Raw genomic sequence first — 15,949 nt, 5'->3', positions numbered from 1 at the left:
AGGCAGACATGACCGAAGAGGTCCAGCTCCAAGTCTTCGGGACGCGCTACCAGCCCATCGCGAAGATCGCCCGAGGGGGCATGGCCGACGTCTACGAAGCGCGAGACCTCCTGCTCGACCGCCTCGTGGCGCTGAAGGTGCTCTTCGCGGAGCTGTCGACGAACCCGACGTTCGTCGAGCGATTCCGGCGTGAGGCGCAGTCGGCAGCGGCGCTGTCGCACCCGAACATCGTGTCGGTCTACGACTGGGGCCCCGCGAACGGCACCTACTTCATCGCGATGGAGCTCGTGAGCGGTCAGACGCTGGCGCAGCTCATCCGCACGGTCGGGGTGGTCCCCCCCGATCAAGCAGCCTCGATCGGCGCCGACGTCGCGCTCGCACTCGCCTTCGCCCATCGCCACGGGGTCGTCCACCGCGACATCAAGCCCTCCAACGTGCTCATCACCGAGGACGGCATCGTGAAGGTGGCCGACTTCGGCATCGCACGTGCGGTCGCCAACGACGAGGACCTGACCCAGACCGGCTCGGTCCTCGGGACCGCGACCTACATCTCGCCGGAGCAGGCCCGTGGCGAGGATCTCGATGGACGCAGCGACATCTACTCCCTCGGGATCGTCCTCTACGAGATGCTCACCGGGACGCCACCCTTCCTCGGTGAGACACCGATCGCCGTCGCCTACAAGCACGTCACCGAGGCGCCCACCCCGCTCCGGAACGTGAACCCTCGGGTGAGTGCCGAACTCGAGACCGTGGTCATGCGCTGCCTCGCCAAGCAGCGCGACCAGCGCTACCCCGACGCGACGGCACTGCGTGTCGATCTGCAGCGGGTGCTCGAGCACCGTCCCCTGCGCACGACGACCACCCAGACCGCGCTCGGCGAGCGCACGATGGCGATCGGAGCGGTCGAGGGCGTTGGCGATCGGACCCAGTTGCTCAGTCGTGTCGAGGACACGGCATCGATCCCGGCGGTGACGCCGCCGGTCGAGACAGCTCGTCGGCGGCGGCGCTGGCCATGGATCCTACTCGTCATCGTGGTGCTGCTCGCACTCGCAGGAGGCCTTCTGTACGCGAAGCTCGCCGGCTCGAACCATCACGTCGCAGCGCCGCTCCCTCGCGTCGCCGTCCCGAACGTCGTCGGCTCCCAGGAGCAGGGCGCAGCGCAGGTCCTCTCCAACCTTGGCCTCCAAAGTGCACTGTCGTTCCGGGCGGCCTCGGCCTCCTCGGGTACCGTCATCGCCGAATCGCCACGGGCTGGCACCAAGGTTCAGAAGGGCTCCACCGTCGATCTCGTGGTCTCGAGCGGACCGGCGGCGGTGACGGTACCGAAGGTCGTCGGTGAGACCGCATCGACAGCCGAGGCGAAGCTGCTCGCGTTGGGCTTCAACGTCTCCACCAACTATCAGGCAGCGAGCGCGCCGCAGGGCACCGTGGTCGCCGAGTCGCCGACTGGCGGGACGTCCGCCCCGCACGGTTCGACCGTCGTCCTCACCGTCTCCAACGGTCCGAGCTCGATCGCGGTGCCGAACGTCGTCGGTCTCTCGCTCGCATCGGCGTCCAACAAGCTCGGGGCCGACCAATTGGCTGTTGGTACGGTGACGTACCAGGCAAGCTCGAGCGTGCCGAATGGTGACGTCATCTCGACGAGCCCCGCTCCGGGGACGAAGGTGGCGCCGGGATCGAGTGTTGCGTTGGTGGTGTCGCAGGGCAACGAGGCGACGGTACCGAACGTCGTCGGCGATCCGGTCGCCACCGCAGAGCAAGACCTGACCAACGCTGGCTTCACCTACACACTCTCGCAGCCGAACCCTCCGGCTGCCGCGGTGGTCGAGTCGACGTCGCCGGCCGCAGGGACCCAGGCACCGGTTGGGTCCAGCGTGACCATCACGTGGACGACGACCGCTTCGGGCGGTCCTGCCAGCGGGGGGCCAACCCCGTCAGCCGGCTGATCCGACTCGGCGCTGAGCCCGTGCCGTCGCACGGCCAGCGCCACCAGACGAGCGCGGCGCCCGGGTCGGTGTCAACGCCACCGCAGCGGACGTGCATGCCCGCCTTCCTCGTGCCAAGTGCCACCACGGCGAAGGTCGCCACCCTGAGCAGCTCCGGTGGCGCGCCGGCTTGGCCATCCGAGCGAACGACGCCCGCACAAGGATCAGCGAGTGCGGGCAGGCACCTCGAGACCCAGGAATCGCCCGATCAGCTGGTGGCCGAGGTCGGTGGCGTAGGACTCGGGATGGAACTGGATGCCCTCGATCGGGAACGATCGGTGCCGCACCCCCATGATCACGTCGTCCTCGCTCCAGCTCGTCACGACGAGCTCGTCCGGAACCGAGGTCGGGTCGATCGCAAGCGAATGGTAGCGGGTTGCCACGAGGGGATTCGGCAGCCCCGCAAAGACGCCTCGACCGTCGTGGCGAACGCTGGAGGTCTCACCATGCACGATGCGTGGTGCGTGGGTCACGGTTGCACCGAAGACGAGACCGATGAGCTGATGGCCGAGACACACACCCAGTGTCGGCACCTCGCGAGCTGCATCCTCGAGGATCCACCGTCCTCCGACGCACGCCCTGGGATGCCCCGGCCCGGGGGAGATGATGATCGCGTCGAAACTGCGCGGATCGACACGATCTCGAATCTCGAGGTCACGAACCACGACTGGATCTGCGCCGAGCTCGCCGACGTACTGATAGAGATTATGGACGAACGAGTCGACGTTGTCGACGATGAGGACGCGTGGGGCGCTCATCTACCCGAGGCGCTCGATCACGAGCGCGTTCGCCATGCCGCCGCCCTCACACATGGTCTGGAGGCCGTAACGCCCGCCACGGCGCTCGAGCTCGTTCACCAAGGTCGCCAACAGGCGTGCCCCAGACGCCCCGAGCGGATGGCCAAGCGCGATCGCCCCACCGTTGACGTTGACGCGATCCCAGTCGGGATGCAGCTCAGCACCCCACGCCAACACGACCGATGCGAAGGCCTCGTTGATCTCGACGAGGTCGATGTCATCGAGGCTGAGATGGGCGCGTTCGAGCACACGACGGGTCGCTGGAATGGGTGCGGTGAGCATCATGATCGGATCGTCGGCCGCCAGTGAGAAGGCAACGACCCGCGCGCGGGGGACGAGGCCAAGGCGACGCGCCCGTTCGGCGTCCATGATGAGAGCAGCGGCGGCGCCATCGGAGATCTGCGAGGCGTTGCCCGCTGTTACCGTCCCTGTGGGCACGAACGCGGGCTTCAGACTCCCGAGCGCCTCGAGGGAGGTGTCGGGCCGGATGCCCTCGTCTGCCTCGAGCACGGTCGGGGCGGCTGCACCGTCGGCACGACGCCCCTCGATGGGCAGGATCTCCGACTTGAAACGCCCTTCCGTCGTCGCCGTCCAAGCACGCTCGTGGGATCGAAGCGCGAACGCATCGAGCTCCTGGCGCGTCAACCCCCAGCGTTCGACGATCAGTTCAGCCGAGATCCCCTGAGGCACGAGACCTCCACGCGCTGCGTAGCGCGCCTCGACACGGGGCCCGAATGGCGACCCAGGGCCCACCCCGTTCGAGCCCATCGGCACCCGCGACATCGACTCGACACCGGCGGCGATCACGACGTCGTAGGCACCGGCGAGCACGCCTTGTGCGGCGAACGCGACCGCCTGCTGTGACGAGCCGCACTGCCGATCGACCGTCGTGCCGGGGACGGACTCGGGAAAACCCGCGGCGAGGACGGCATTTCTGGCGACGTTGATGCCCTGCTCTCCGACCTGGGAGACGCAGCCCATGATGACGTCCTCGACGAGCGCCGGGTCGATGCCCGTTCGTGCGACGAGCGCTTCGAGAACCGTCGAGGCGAGGTCGACCGCGTGCCAGCCCGAGAGCGCACCATTACGACGACCGACTGGGGTTCGAACCACATCGACGATGACGGCATCACGCATCGGGTGACCTCCTTGGCCTTGCTCCTAGCGTACCGGCCGGGGTGAGCGGTGGCTTGTCAGGCCTCGAGACTCACGACGTCCCACGCTCCGACGTCGACGAGTCCCTGGTCAGTGAGCTTGAGCTCGGGGATGACCGACAGACCCAAGAACGCGAGCGTCATGAAGGGCGCCTCCAGCGTCGATCCGAGCGCATGGGCGGCCTGCGTCGCCTCGACGACCGCGCGCGCCGTCTCGGCAATCGGCGCATCACTCATGAGCCCGGCGATCGGGAGGGGCACCTCTGCGATCACCTGGCCATCGACGACGACCACCTGCCCGCCGCCGAGCGCAGCGACGCGATTGGCTGCGGTCGCCATGTCGGCCTCGGCTCCGAGCGCACCGACCACCATCAGGTTGTGAGCGTCGTGGGCAACGGTGGACGCGATGGCACCGCGCTCGAGGCCGAAACCCTCGACGAGACCATGGCCGATGCGCCCGGTCGCGTGGTGTCGCTCGACGACCGCGAGCCGATTGATCCCGGTGAGCTCGTCACGAGTCGTGACGCGCTGGTTGGTCCAGAGCGAGTGGTCGTTGGCGACGATCACTCGAACGCGCTCGGGGATCGGGGTCGTAAAGTCCCCCTCGACGAGCGCTCGAGCAAGACGCACGGTGGCGAGGAGGGTCTCGGGCACCTCGCGACGGGGGAGCTCGACGACGAGCCGCCCATCTTCGGCGACCAGCCGACCACGGTGGAACACCATGGCGGGAGGCCGTCCCGCCTCGAGCTCGGCGCGCGATCGATACACCACGAAGTCGGCCTGACGGCCGGGCCCCAGATGGCCGAGATGGGTGAGACCGTGGTAGGTGGCAGGGTTCAACGTCGCCAGCACGAGTGCGTCTTCGAGGCTGATGCCCGCCTCCAGGGCGATCCTGACGAGGTCGTTCACGTGACCGCGCTCGAGAAGGAGATCCGGCTCCCGGTCATCGGAGCAAAGCGCAACGTTGGTCGTTCCGTAGGCTCGCACCGACGGGGCGAACGCAGCGAGGTTGTGGCTTGCCGATCCGTGCCGGAGGAAGACCCACATGCCCTTGTGACGCTTCTCGTCGACCTCCTCGAGACTGACCATCTCGTGATCGGATTCCACGCCAGCGACGAGGTACGCATCGAGATCCGAACCGCGCAGTCCTGGAGCGTGGCCGTCGACGCGACGCGAACCAGCGAGCGCGATCTTGGCGAGCAAGGTCTCGTCGCCAGCGATCACGCCTGGGAAGTCCATGACCTCGGCCACACCGAGCGCGTCGGTCTCGGCGAGCACCTCGGCGATCGCTTCCACCTCGAACGTCGCCCCCGGACTCTCGAATCGCGACGCTGGCACACACGACGACCCACAGACTCCGATGGTGATGGGGAGATCATGGGCGGCTGCGATCATCGCACGCACACCCTCGAGCCCCTTTACGTTGGCCATCTCGTGTGGATCGCTCGCGACCGCGACCGTCCCCATAGGTACGGTCGCTTCGACGAAGCGGTCGATCCACAGCTTCGTCGATTCGATGTGGACGTGGGCATCGATGAATCCGGGCACGATGATCATGCCCGCGAGGTCCAGCCGCTCCTTGGTCGGCCGCTCGCCCCATCCGACCACCACCCCGTCGGCGATCGCGAGCGACGTCGAGACCCAGGTTCGCGTCAGAGGACTGAAGACCTCCGCACCGTTGATGACGAGGTCGACGTTCCCGTCACCTCGCGCCAGGGCGATCATATGACTGTCGTGCCGTGGCGAAGCGCTGCGCACCAGGGCCTCCTCGTTCGTCGATCAGGCACAGGGCACGCTCATGGTGCCGTGCGCTCGCAGCCTAGAGCCACCGGGCGTCGTGGTCGTGGTGCGGACGCCGTCTAGTAGCCACTGCTATAGCCGCTCGAGGACGAACTCGACGAGCTCGACGCAGCGGTGATCGGGGTCCCGCTCGGGGCGATCACGTGCCAGGAACCCCCGAACGAGTTGATGCCTTGGCCGCTGATGACGTGGGGGCCCGAGTCGTCGACGAAGGTGTAGAGAGGGTGGCCGTCATAGGCGACCTGATGCTCTCCGCCTGGGCGCACGAACGTGCTCACGAGCGATGCCTGGGCCGAGCCACCGACCGTGGGGTGCGTCGCGAGCACCGGATGCCACGCAGCGGCACACGAACCCGTGCACGCCGAATGATCGTGTGAGTCTGCCGAGAACACGTAGTACGTGACTCCCGAACCCGAGGTCACGATGGTGCCGTAGCTCGAGGACGACGTGGCGACGGTCGCAGAGCTGGACGACGTCTTCGCCGAGGTAGACGTCGACGACGTCGACCCACAGGCGGCCAGTACGACACCAAGGCTCGCCAAGACCCCGACGGTAACCACGGAACGGACGTGCAAGGACTTGCGCATGGCTCCCCTCCTTTGTCCGGACAACACCGGTGAGAGCGCATCCCTTCCCAAGGGCCACGGTTCGGGCCCGATCGAGGCGTAGGATGACACTGCCTGATGACAGCACATCGGCGCCCGAGTCAGAGAGGAGTCCAATGCTCCAGGTGCGTCCGTTTCGAGGAATGCGCGACATCCTCCCCGGGGAGCACGAGGTCCGCTCTGCCGCAGCGTCTGTGATCCGCTCGACGTACCGGTCGCACGGCTTCCTCGAGATCGAGACCCCGATCGTCGAAACCCTCGAAGCACTGGCTGCCTCCGGGGCGGGCGAGAATGCGAAGCTGATGTTCAAGGTGCTCAAGCGCGGCGAGCGTCTCGACCTCGGGTCCGCCTCGAGCCCCGACGACCTCGTCGATGCGGGCCTGCGATTCGACCTCACGGTGCCGCTCGCTCGCTTCTACGCCGTGAACCAGTCGAAGCTGCCCAAGCCCTTTCTTGCGATGCAGATCGGCCCCGCCTTTCGGGCCGAGCGTCCGCAGCGCGGCCGACTCCGCCAGTTCGTGCAGGCGGACGCAGACATCCTCGGCGAGGCGAGCTGGCTCGCCGAGGTCGAGCTGCTGATCGCCGCCACGGCGGCCTTGCACCAGCTCGGCCTCGAGGGCTTCGAGCTGCACGTGAACGATCGACGGGCCGTCGAGCATGTCCTGGAGCGTCTCGAGGTGCCGGCAGATCATTGGCGCAGTGTGCTCGTCGCGCTCGACAAGCTCGACAAGGAGCCGCCGATCGCTGTGCGTAACGAGATGGTCGGGGCTGGGCTCGGCGAGGAGCTCGCCGACCACGTCCTCGCAACGCTCGGTGACATCGTCGAGAACGAGCATCCCCTCGATGTCCTCGAGACCCTCGATGTCGATGCAAGCGTGCTCGAGAGCCTCCACGCGATCGCGACGCACGTGCGGACCTCGGTCCGGGACACGGAGGTCGTCATCGACCCGCTCATCGTTCGAGGGCTGGACTACTACTCCTCGTCGGTGTTCGAGATCGTTCACCCTCACTGGTCGTCGTCGATCGGCGGCGGCGGGCGCTACGACGGACTCCTCGCACGCTTCGGAGTCGACGAGCCGGCCTGCGGTATCTCGCTTGGGTTCGAGCGCATTCTCTCCCTGCTCGAAGAGCTCGGCATCCACCTCGCCACGCCGCGACGCCGCCTCACCCTCATCTTCGACCCGACGACTCAGATTGCCGAGGCGTTGCGGATGGCTCGACACTTCCGTCGCGACGGCTACCTCGTAACCCTGCTCCCACACGATCACACGGCGCGCTCCCCGATGAAGCGCCTTGCACTCGCGGCAGAAGAACTCAAGGCGGAAGGATCGCAGGACTCCTTCTGGCACCTCACACTCGGTGTCGACGCCGAGCCGCGTCTCCTGATGCACTGAGCACGTCACGACCGAACCCACGACGCATCCGCCGCGACGGACCAGCACGCTCGGTAGTCGAGCCAACCGAAAGACGGACCGTCTCGACAACGATGCGGCATACTTCGCGTGCTAGTGTCGCGCTGATGCAGGTCCTGCATGGGTGTGGGCTGCGCTCAGGTATGAGGGGGGTTGGGCTATGAGGCGTATCAGTCGTCGTCTGCAGATGCTCGGTACCTTGGGATCCATCGGCCTCGTCGGCGCTGCACTGGCGATGCCAGGCGCGCAGTCGCTCGCGTCGGCGTCTGATCCGCTGGTGCCGGTGTCGCAGGGCATCGGTGCCGATGTGCTCTCGCACGCCACCCCGACGGGCACCACGGCTGGGTCGACGATGATGCGGGTGTCGTTCATCCTGAAGATGCGCAACCAGGGACAGCTTGCCTCTCGGGTGGCTGCTGGTTGGCGTGGTCCGTACCTGACGCCCCATGAGTTCGCGCTCGAGTACGGCCAGACCGAAGAGTACATCCTCGCGCTGCGTGGGTTCCTCCGTGAGTTCGGCATCAGCTCCCAGGCCATGAGCGATGGCCTCGATGTCACCTCGCAGGGCACGGCCGCACAGTACGACAAGGCCCTTGGGATCTTGCTCGAGAACTTCACCGTCACCACCAGGCCCGCAGCCAGTGCGCCCGCGACGACCCAGACGGTCTACGGGACGCGCAGCGCGCCGCAGATGCCGTTGAACCTGGCGTCGAACATTCTGGCCGTGCTCGGGTTGTCGAACTACGCGCCCTACGAGTCGCTCGCGGTGCCCGGCATCAACCAGGTCGCACCCACGGCTGGGTCGTCGCAAACCGCAGCACCCACCGATCAGCTGCCGCAGGCCTTCACGAGCGACTACAACCTCACACCGCTCCAGCAAGCGGGCTACCTCGGTCAGGGGCAGACCATCGGCATCGTGACCTTGGCGAGCGTGAACCCTTCGGTGCCGATGTACTTCTGGAGGAACATCGCGCACGTCGTGACGTTGCCGAATCGTCTTGCGCTCGTCAACGTCGACGGCGGTGCAGGGCCGGTGTCGCTGAACGCTGGCTCCGACGAGACCACCCTCGACGTCGAGCAGTCGGGCACGATCGCGCCGATGGCCAAGATCGTCGTGTACCAGGCGCCCAACACCGACTACGGCTTCGTCGACGCCTTCTACGAGGCGGCCAGCCAGAACGTCGCCGGCTCCGTCTCGTCGAGCTGGGGTGAGTCCGAGACCGCGATCCAAGCTGCGGTGGACGCAGCGCAGGAGTCACCGGGGTATGCGGCCTCGTTCAACCAGGCCTTCCTCGAGATGGCGGCGCAGGGACAGTCGAACTTCATCGCGAGCGGCGACAACGGCGCCTATGACCCTCAAGGCGATATCGGTACCACCAACCTCGGTATCGACAACCCCTCCGACTCCCCCTACGACACCGCCGCTGGCGGCACGACGCTCCCGGGTACTCAGACCTACCCGATCATGGCGAACGGGACCCAAGTCGGCACCGAGTCGGTGACCATCCCGCAGCAGATGACCTGGGGCTGGGACTACCTGTGGCCGATGTACATCGCACTCGGCTTCCAGAACGAGGCCCAAGCAGCCACGAGCTTGCCGGTGGGATCAGGCGGTGGCTACTCCACCCTCTTCGGCCGTCCGCTCTACCAACAGGGTCAGATGGTGGGGGCAGGGAGCTACTCGGCCTATGAGTTCTTGACGCCGATCGATCCACAGCAGGTCGCACCAGGCCTCGTCGAGCCGACGCAGTTCTCGTTCAACCCTGCCCCGACGCTTCAGACGGGCATGAGCGGTGGCCGCGTCACGCCGGACCTGGCGTTCAACGCCGACCCCCAGACCGGCTATGCGGTCTACGACCCACAGTTCCAGAGCGTCTACGGGTCAAAGCTGGTGGACTTCGGTGGCACGAGCTTCATCGCGCCTCAGCTCAACGGGACCGACGCCGTCTACGAGAGCGCCCTCGGGGGCGTACGGCTCGGCTTCTGGAATCCGAACATCTACCGCTTCGCGACCTCGACGTCGTCGCCGTTCACGCCGCTCGATTCGAACACCATCGACGGCTCGGCCTACTACAGCGGCCAGATCGGCAACGCCCAGCTTGCGATCTCCGGTGAGTTCACCAACACGAACGACTTCTACACCGGCTCACAAGGCGCCGTGTTCAATCCGGGATCGGGCCTCGGCTACGCGGACCTCACGCAGCTGTTCCGCAGCTTCCAGACCGCGATCCCGAGAGAGCTCGGCGACTGAGCGGCCGCGTCGCAGGGACGGCCTCGGGCACCAAGACGCCCGAGGCCGCGCTGCTCGACGGCTCGGCGCTGCGAACCGCGGCTCATCGCTGCTGCGTGATGACCAGGGACCGAGAGGTTCATCTGGGCGATGATCGCCAGCGCGAGGCGGACTCAGTTCACATCCTGAGAGTCACATCCTGAGAGCCGTACAGACCAGCATCAGCGAACCACCACACGCCATCCCCGCCAGCTCCCAGGTCAGAGGTACCGCTTCGCGAACTGCGGCCCGTCGTCCGTGGGTACGAACAAGGGCCGTTCCCGATCGACCACGAGTCTGCCCAGAGTGGCGAAGGGCGTCGTCCTCTTCCAATGCTGGCCTTCCAATGCTGGCCTTCCAATGCTGGCCCATCCATTCCCCCGATCGCAGGTGTCAACCTGGAGGGAGAAGGCCAGCAGCGTGCGTGGGCGCCGAGAGCTGAGAACGACGCGACGGAGCGGTCAAGCCGAACCAGGTGTGGGCGACACGCGGATCGTCGTCGCGGAGGCGAAGCGGGAGTGGGCAGCCGGCTCACGCTGCACGCACCGACGACGTCCCCAGCAGCACGACGTGGCGAGTTGCCACGTCCCCGTTCAGCCACGCCCATCAGCTGACCTTCTGTGGAGGTGAGGGCCTAGGCTCCGATTCATGCAGATCGTGGTCCCGACAGCCCTCACCGAACTGATCACACGCATCCCAGACGCACCGATCGTGACGTGGGATCCAGGGGACCCGATCGATGATCGATTGGCCATGACGACCTTCTTCGTGCCGGCCTACGCTGCCGGCGGCGCCGCCCTCGAGCCGCTCCCGCGTATGCGTCACCTCGAAGTCCTCCAACTCCTGACAGCTGGCGTGGATCGTGTCGTCGGGCAGATCGGCGAAGGCGTCACGCTCTGCAATGCCCGCGGCGTGCACGATGACGCGACTGCAGAGTTGGCGGTGGCGCTCCTCCTCGCCGCGACGCGTGGCTTGTCCGAGTTCGCCCTGGCCCAACACGAGGGGCGGTGGGAGCGTCGTGTCATGCCAAGCCTCGCGGGTGCGCGCGTCGCCATCATCGGCTACGGCGCGATTGGCCGCGCCATCGAGGCTCGCCTCGCGCCGTTCGGCGTCGAGATCGTCCGAGTGGCTCGTACACCCCGGTTCAACCCTGACGTCCTCGCCTTCGACGAATTTGCCCCGATTCTTCCCACGCTCGCCGGCATCGTCGTCGTGGTTCCCCTCACCGATGCAACCAGGCACCTCATCGACGCAGCACTCCTTGCCAGGCTCCCCGACGGCGCGGTCGTCGTTAACGTCGCCCGAGGCCCAGTCGTCGACACAGAAGCGTTGGTCGCCGAGCTCGCGAGCGGTCGGCTCCGGGCCGGTCTCGACGTCACCGACCCCGAACCGCTGCCGCCTTTCCATCCGCTGTGGCACCTACCGAACGTCGTGCTCACCCCGCACGTCGGAGGAGACGTCGCCGGCCTCGAGACGCGCGCGTCGGCGCTCGTCGAGCGCAACGTCCGCCGCTACATGGCCGGACTTCCCCTGCTCAACGTCGTGAGGGGAGAGTACTGATGATCGTGATCGGCGCCGAGCAGCCCATCGACGTCCTCCGCTCGGTCCACACCATCGCCATGGTCGGAGCGTCCTCGAACCCGTGGCGGGCTTCCCACCACGTCATGGCGGAGCTCCTCGACCTCGGCTACGAGGTGCTGCCGGTGAACCCTCGCGAAACCATGGTGCACGACCTGCCCGCCTACCCCACGCTCGAGGCTGCTGCCGCGGAGCACTCGATCGACCTCGTCGACGTCTTCCGCCGCCCGGAGGCGTGCCCCGCGGTGGCTCGCGCCGCCGTCGGTGTCGGCGCTCGAGCACTGTGGCTCCAGCTCGGGATCGTCTCGGACGAGGCTGCCGCCATCGCGCGCGAGGGCGGTCTCATCGTCGTCATGGACGACTGCCCGTCGCGCTACGTCACCAGGCTCCGAGCCGACCGCAGACCTGAATCGACGTGAACAAGGGACGAAAGTCCCGAACCAAATTCAACTAAGGTCCCTCAGTGGTGTACCCTTGTCGGTATCAGCACAACCTTCATGAGGTCGAGGAGGGGACATGGCCGAAGCGAAGGGGCTCCACCACAAGGTGGTCATCATCGGCGGAGGTTCCGCGGGCATCACGGTGGCGGCACGCCTCCGACGAGCAGGCGAGACCGACGTCGCGATCATCGAGCCATCGGAGAATCACTACTACCAGCCACTGTGGACCGTCGTGGGGGGAGGGCTCGCCAAGGCGAGTGAGACCGTGCGCTCCGAGGCCTCGGTCATGCCGCGTGGCGTGAAGTGGATCCGTGACCGGGTGGTCACCATCGATCCGGAGAACCAGGTCGTGAGCACCGAGAGCGACATTCCCGTCCACTACGACTACCTGGTCGTGTGCCCGGGTATTCAGCTCAATTGGGATCGAGTGCCCGGACTCACCGAGGCGGTAGGCCACGACGGGGTCTCGAGCAACTACACGTTCGATCTCGCGCCACGCACCTGGGACTTCATCCAGCGGACCCGCTCGGGCACGGCGGTCTTCACCATGCCCTCGGGACCGATCAAGTGTGCCGGCGCGCCTCAGAAGATTGCCTACCTCGCGGCGGACTACTGGCGGATCGAGGGCGTGCTCGACAAGATCCACGTCATCCTCGTGCTCCCTGGACCGACGATGTTCGGCGTGCCGGTGTGGGCGAAGGAGCTCGAGAAGGTCGTTGCGCGCTACGGCATCGATGTTCGGTTCCAATCGGAGATGGTGGAGATCGACGGCACCAAGCGCGAGGTCGTCATCTCCGACAACAAGGAGGGCACCAAGGAGACCATCTCCTACGACTTCCTCCATGCCGTACCGCCGCAGAGCGCTCCTGACTGGTTGAAGGCGACGCCTCTGTCCGACGGGACGCCAGGCGGCTGCGTCGAGGTCAACAAGGAGACGCTGCAGCACGTGCGCTATCCCAACGTGTTCGCCCTCGGCGACGCCGGCAACACGCCCAACGCCAAGACCGGTGCCGCCGTACGCAAGCAGGCACCCGTCGTGGTCGCGAACCTAAAGGCAGTGATGGCAGGGCGCACACCCGAAGCGCACTACGACGGTTACGGGTCGTGCCCGCTCGTGACCGCTCGCAACCGCATGCTGCTCGCCGAGTTCGACTACACCGGCAATCCGCACCCGACCGTGCCGCTGATCGACACGACGAAGGAGCACTACTCAATGTGGTTGCTCAAGCGCTACGGACTGCCCGCGCTCTACTGGCACGGGATGCTCAAGGGCATCGCCTAGGCAGCCTTTGGGGGGCCACGCGCCGCTGCCGATGGGTCGCGGCGCACGCACCAGCAGCGGGGATGGGGGCTCCGCTGCTGGTGTCGGGGCCGATCGTCGAGCCGGCGACTCGGGTCCGCATGAGCCGCGGCCCCTCCCTGATATCGCTGACAGCTCGCCCTGGCAGCTCGCCGACGTCAACGGTGACGCGAGGCGTCGTCGACTCCGACGTCGTCCCACCACGGCGCCTTCGCCCCAAGGACCCAGCGCACGCCACCGCGCGGGTCGCTGACGTCGCCAGCTCGCCTCGGAATGAGGTGGACATGGACGTGATCGATGACCTGGCCTGCCGCCGCTCCATCATTCACACCGACGGTCCAGCCATCTGCCTCACCAACGACCGGCGGTGGAGCATCGAGCGTGTCGTGCACCAACGCCCAGAGATCCGCTCGCTCCTCGTCGTCGAGATCGACGAGCCGGCCACAGTGACGCAGCGGCAGCACCAAGAGGTGGCCCGCTGCGACCGGATAGCGATCCGCGACGACCGCGGCGAGGGTCGAACGGCGGAGCGCACTCGCCGCCGCGCCGCACAACGGACAGCTCACGGCTCTCACCAGGGCCGAGGGTCGATCGCGAGCGTGTCGAGGATGGCCCGTACGTCGTCGAGGGTGGTCAGTGGATTGACGAAGCAGAAGCGCAACAGCTTCTCCCCTCGATAGGCCGTGGGGAGGACGAAGCCCACCCCGTCGACCAGCGCCTGCCGCGACCATCGCTCGTACGCTTCGGCATCCCATCCCAGGCGTCGAAACACCACGACGCTCAGTTCGGGCTCGATCGCGAGCTCGAGGTAGGGACGTCGCTCGATCTCGTGGGCGCTCTCGTGGGCAAGCGTGATCGACGCTTCGATGGCCTCGCGATAACGGCGCGTGCCGTGCGTCGCGAGCGAGAACCAGAATGGCAGACCTCGAACTCGCCGCGAGAGGTGATAGCCGTAGCTCGACGGGTTCCAGTCGGGCGCACGATTGATCTCGTCGAGGTAGGCGGCCTCTTGCGTCAGGGCCCGCCGAGCAACGTTCGGGTCACGGTAGACGATGGCCGCAGCATCGAACGGAGCGAACAGCCACTTGTGCGGGTCGATCACGACGGAGCCTGCACGTTCGATGCCACGAAAGCGCTCGCGAAGATGGGACGCGAGCGCAGCACCACCGTAGGCAGCGTCGACGTGCATCCAGAGCCCGTTGACCTCGGCAAAGTCGGCGACCTCGTCAAGTGCATCGACGAGGCCCGCGTTCGTCGTGCCGGCCGTTGCCACGACAGCGACCACCGAGTTGCGCTCGGCATCGGTCAGCTTTGCCCACGTCCGTACGAGGTCCTCACCGCGCAACCGTCCCGGATCGTTGACCTCGACCTCGACGACCTCGAGATCCATGACGTCAGCTGCCGTGCGAATCGACGAGTGCGCCTCGGTCGAGGCAAGAATGCGGTAGCGATCGGGCCGCACACCGCCGAGGCGCTCCTTGGCCGCCTGACGCGCTGCGTGAAGACCGGAAAGGTTCGCGAGCGAACCTCCCGACAGGAACGTCCCACCAGCCGTCTCGGGGAACCCGATGAGGTCGGCGAGCCAGCGCAGCGCCTCGTTCTCGAGGTACACCGCGCCAGCGCCCTCGAGCCACGAGGTCCCGGAGATGCTCGAGGCCGAGACGATCATGTCGAAGAGCACCGCTGCCTTGGTCGGAGCGACCGGGACGAACGCCAAGAACCGAGGGTGATCCGAGCTGAGGGTGGCCGGCGCGTAGCCCTCGACGAAGCGGCGCAAGGCCTCTTCGCCGCCGATACCGTCCTCGGTGACGTTCGCGCCGTAGAGCGCGCGCAGTTCGTCGGCGCTCTTCGGCCCGTCGAGCGGTGGTGGCTGGAGAGCAATGCGTTCCATGGCGTAGCGAACGATCGACGCTTGGAGCGACCGGAGTTCATCATCGAGTCGGTGCACGACCCCTCCTTCTCTGGTGAGGGAAGACGTGGCGATCCTAGCGACCCTCAAAGTATGCGAACACTGCATGAGGCGCCGAGCCCGAGCGTCGATCGAGGCGACGGGTATGCTCGGACCCGATGGCGTCATCCCCCGACTCCGATGCCTCGCGCACGCTCGACGAACTGCTCTTCCGACTGGGGCAGTCACTGCGTCGACTTCGCGTGAGCTCGGGCGAGCATGCCACGTTTACCTACGCCATCGGAGCCGGTTTCTGGCAGCTCGTCGCCATCGCCCACCACGGCGAGATCCGAGTCAGCGACCTCGCCACCCAACTCAACCTCGACATCTCCACCGTCTCACGCCAGCTCAAGGCCCTCGCGCATCGTGGCCTCATCGAGAAGGTCGCTGACGCCGAGGACGCACGTGTCGCCAAGGTACGCCTCACGCCGAGCGGTAAGCAGGTCCTCGAAGAGCTCCGCGCTCGGCGCCATGCAGTTCTGGAGCGCGCGCTGCAGAACTGGGGACCGGATCGTCGCGAGATGCTGCTTGCCCTCCTCGCGGACCTCGTCCGCGAGCTCGACGTCGCGTCCTCGTGTGCGAACTGCGGCAGCGACGACGAGCGGACCAAGGGCCCACAGACTGCGAAAGACACGCCGACGTCCTGAGCTAGCGTTGCAGG

General features: G+C 66.8%; 13 protein-coding genes. 7 read left to right on the top strand and 6 right to left on the bottom strand.

From position 1 onward, the window contains the following. The first annotated feature begins 8 nt into the window (after positions 1-8). Entirely contained in the window at positions 9-1,946 is a 1,938-nt protein-coding gene (gene pknB / locus AFER_RS00430) for a Stk1 family PASTA domain-containing Ser/Thr kinase (protein ID WP_012784177.1), read from the top strand. Between the two features lie 203 nt (positions 1,947-2,149). Here pknB and AFER_RS00425 read toward each other — a convergent pair whose 3' ends face one another. The 4 genes from AFER_RS00425 to AFER_RS11865 form a co-directional block, all read right to left on the bottom strand. Then, on the bottom strand, positions 2,150-2,743 hold the full coding sequence (locus AFER_RS00425) for an anthranilate synthase component II (RefSeq protein ID WP_012784176.1): 594 nt from the start codon (positions 2,741-2,743) through the stop codon (positions 2,150-2,152). Further along, positions 2,744-3,919, bottom strand: coding sequence for a thiolase family protein (locus AFER_RS00420; protein ID WP_012784175.1), 1,176 nt, complete (start codon positions 3,917-3,919; stop codon positions 2,744-2,746). A 56-nt stretch (positions 3,920-3,975) separates the two neighbouring features. After that, positions 3,976-5,661, bottom strand: coding sequence for an adenine deaminase (gene ade / locus AFER_RS00415; protein ID WP_041661594.1), 1,686 nt, complete (start codon positions 5,659-5,661; stop codon positions 3,976-3,978). 134 nt (positions 5,662-5,795) lie between these two features. Beyond that, a complete protein-coding gene (locus AFER_RS11865) occupies positions 5,796-6,323 on the bottom strand; it encodes a COG4315 family predicted lipoprotein (protein WP_012784173.1) in 528 nt (175 codons plus the stop codon). 134 nt (positions 6,324-6,457) lie between these two features. Between AFER_RS11865 and AFER_RS00405 the strand changes: the two genes are divergently transcribed. From AFER_RS00405 to AFER_RS00385, 5 genes are all read left to right on the top strand, one after another. Next, positions 6,458-7,735 carry a histidine--tRNA ligase gene (locus AFER_RS00405; protein WP_012784172.1) on the top strand — a complete coding sequence of 426 codons (1,278 nt, stop codon included), beginning with the start codon at positions 6,458-6,460 and terminating at the stop codon, positions 7,733-7,735. A gap of 178 nt (positions 7,736-7,913) precedes the next feature. Continuing rightward, complete coding sequence (locus tag AFER_RS00400) at positions 7,914-10,004, top strand: S53 family peptidase (RefSeq protein WP_012784171.1); 2,091 nt, start codon at positions 7,914-7,916, stop codon at positions 10,002-10,004. A 666-nt stretch (positions 10,005-10,670) separates the two neighbouring features. After that, positions 10,671-11,582 (top strand): 2-hydroxyacid dehydrogenase, encoded by a 912-nt coding sequence (locus AFER_RS00395; protein ID WP_012784170.1) that lies wholly within the window; start codon positions 10,671-10,673, stop codon positions 11,580-11,582. Beyond that, entirely contained in the window at positions 11,582-12,019 is a 438-nt protein-coding gene (locus tag AFER_RS00390; protein ID WP_012784169.1) for a CoA-binding protein, read from the top strand. The genes AFER_RS00395 and AFER_RS00390 overlap by 1 nt, the downstream gene beginning before the upstream one ends. A 97-nt stretch (positions 12,020-12,116) precedes the next feature. Next, positions 12,117-13,322, top strand: a complete 1,206-nt coding sequence (locus AFER_RS00385; RefSeq protein WP_012784168.1) for an NAD(P)/FAD-dependent oxidoreductase — start codon at positions 12,117-12,119, stop codon at positions 13,320-13,322. 176 nt (positions 13,323-13,498) lie between these two features. Here the strand turns inward: AFER_RS00385 and AFER_RS00380 are convergent, their stop codons facing one another. Both AFER_RS00380 and AFER_RS00375 read right to left on the bottom strand, forming a co-directional pair. Beyond that, positions 13,499-13,906 (bottom strand): HIT domain-containing protein, encoded by a 408-nt coding sequence (locus AFER_RS00380; protein WP_049755163.1) that lies wholly within the window; start codon positions 13,904-13,906, stop codon positions 13,499-13,501. A 5-nt stretch (positions 13,907-13,911) separates the two neighbouring features. After that, positions 13,912-15,288: a pyridoxal phosphate-dependent decarboxylase family protein gene (locus tag AFER_RS00375; protein ID WP_012784166.1), complete on the bottom strand. Its 1,377-nt coding sequence runs from the start codon at positions 15,286-15,288 to the stop codon at positions 13,912-13,914. 119 nt (positions 15,289-15,407) lie between these two features. On the opposite strand from AFER_RS00375, the gene AFER_RS10640 reads away from it, so the two are divergent. Further along, complete coding sequence (locus tag AFER_RS10640; RefSeq protein WP_012784165.1) at positions 15,408-15,935, top strand: MarR family winged helix-turn-helix transcriptional regulator; 528 nt, start codon at positions 15,408-15,410, stop codon at positions 15,933-15,935. The last annotated feature ends 14 nt before the right edge of the window (positions 15,936-15,949 follow it).

It is taken from the genome of Acidimicrobium ferrooxidans DSM 10331 (assembly GCF_000023265.1).
Taxonomy (GTDB): Bacteria; Actinomycetota; Acidimicrobiia; order Acidimicrobiales; family Acidimicrobiaceae; genus Acidimicrobium; species Acidimicrobium ferrooxidans.
The sequence above is the reverse complement of the archived record's forward strand: the minus strand, read 5'-3'. Positions and strand labels throughout refer to the sequence as shown.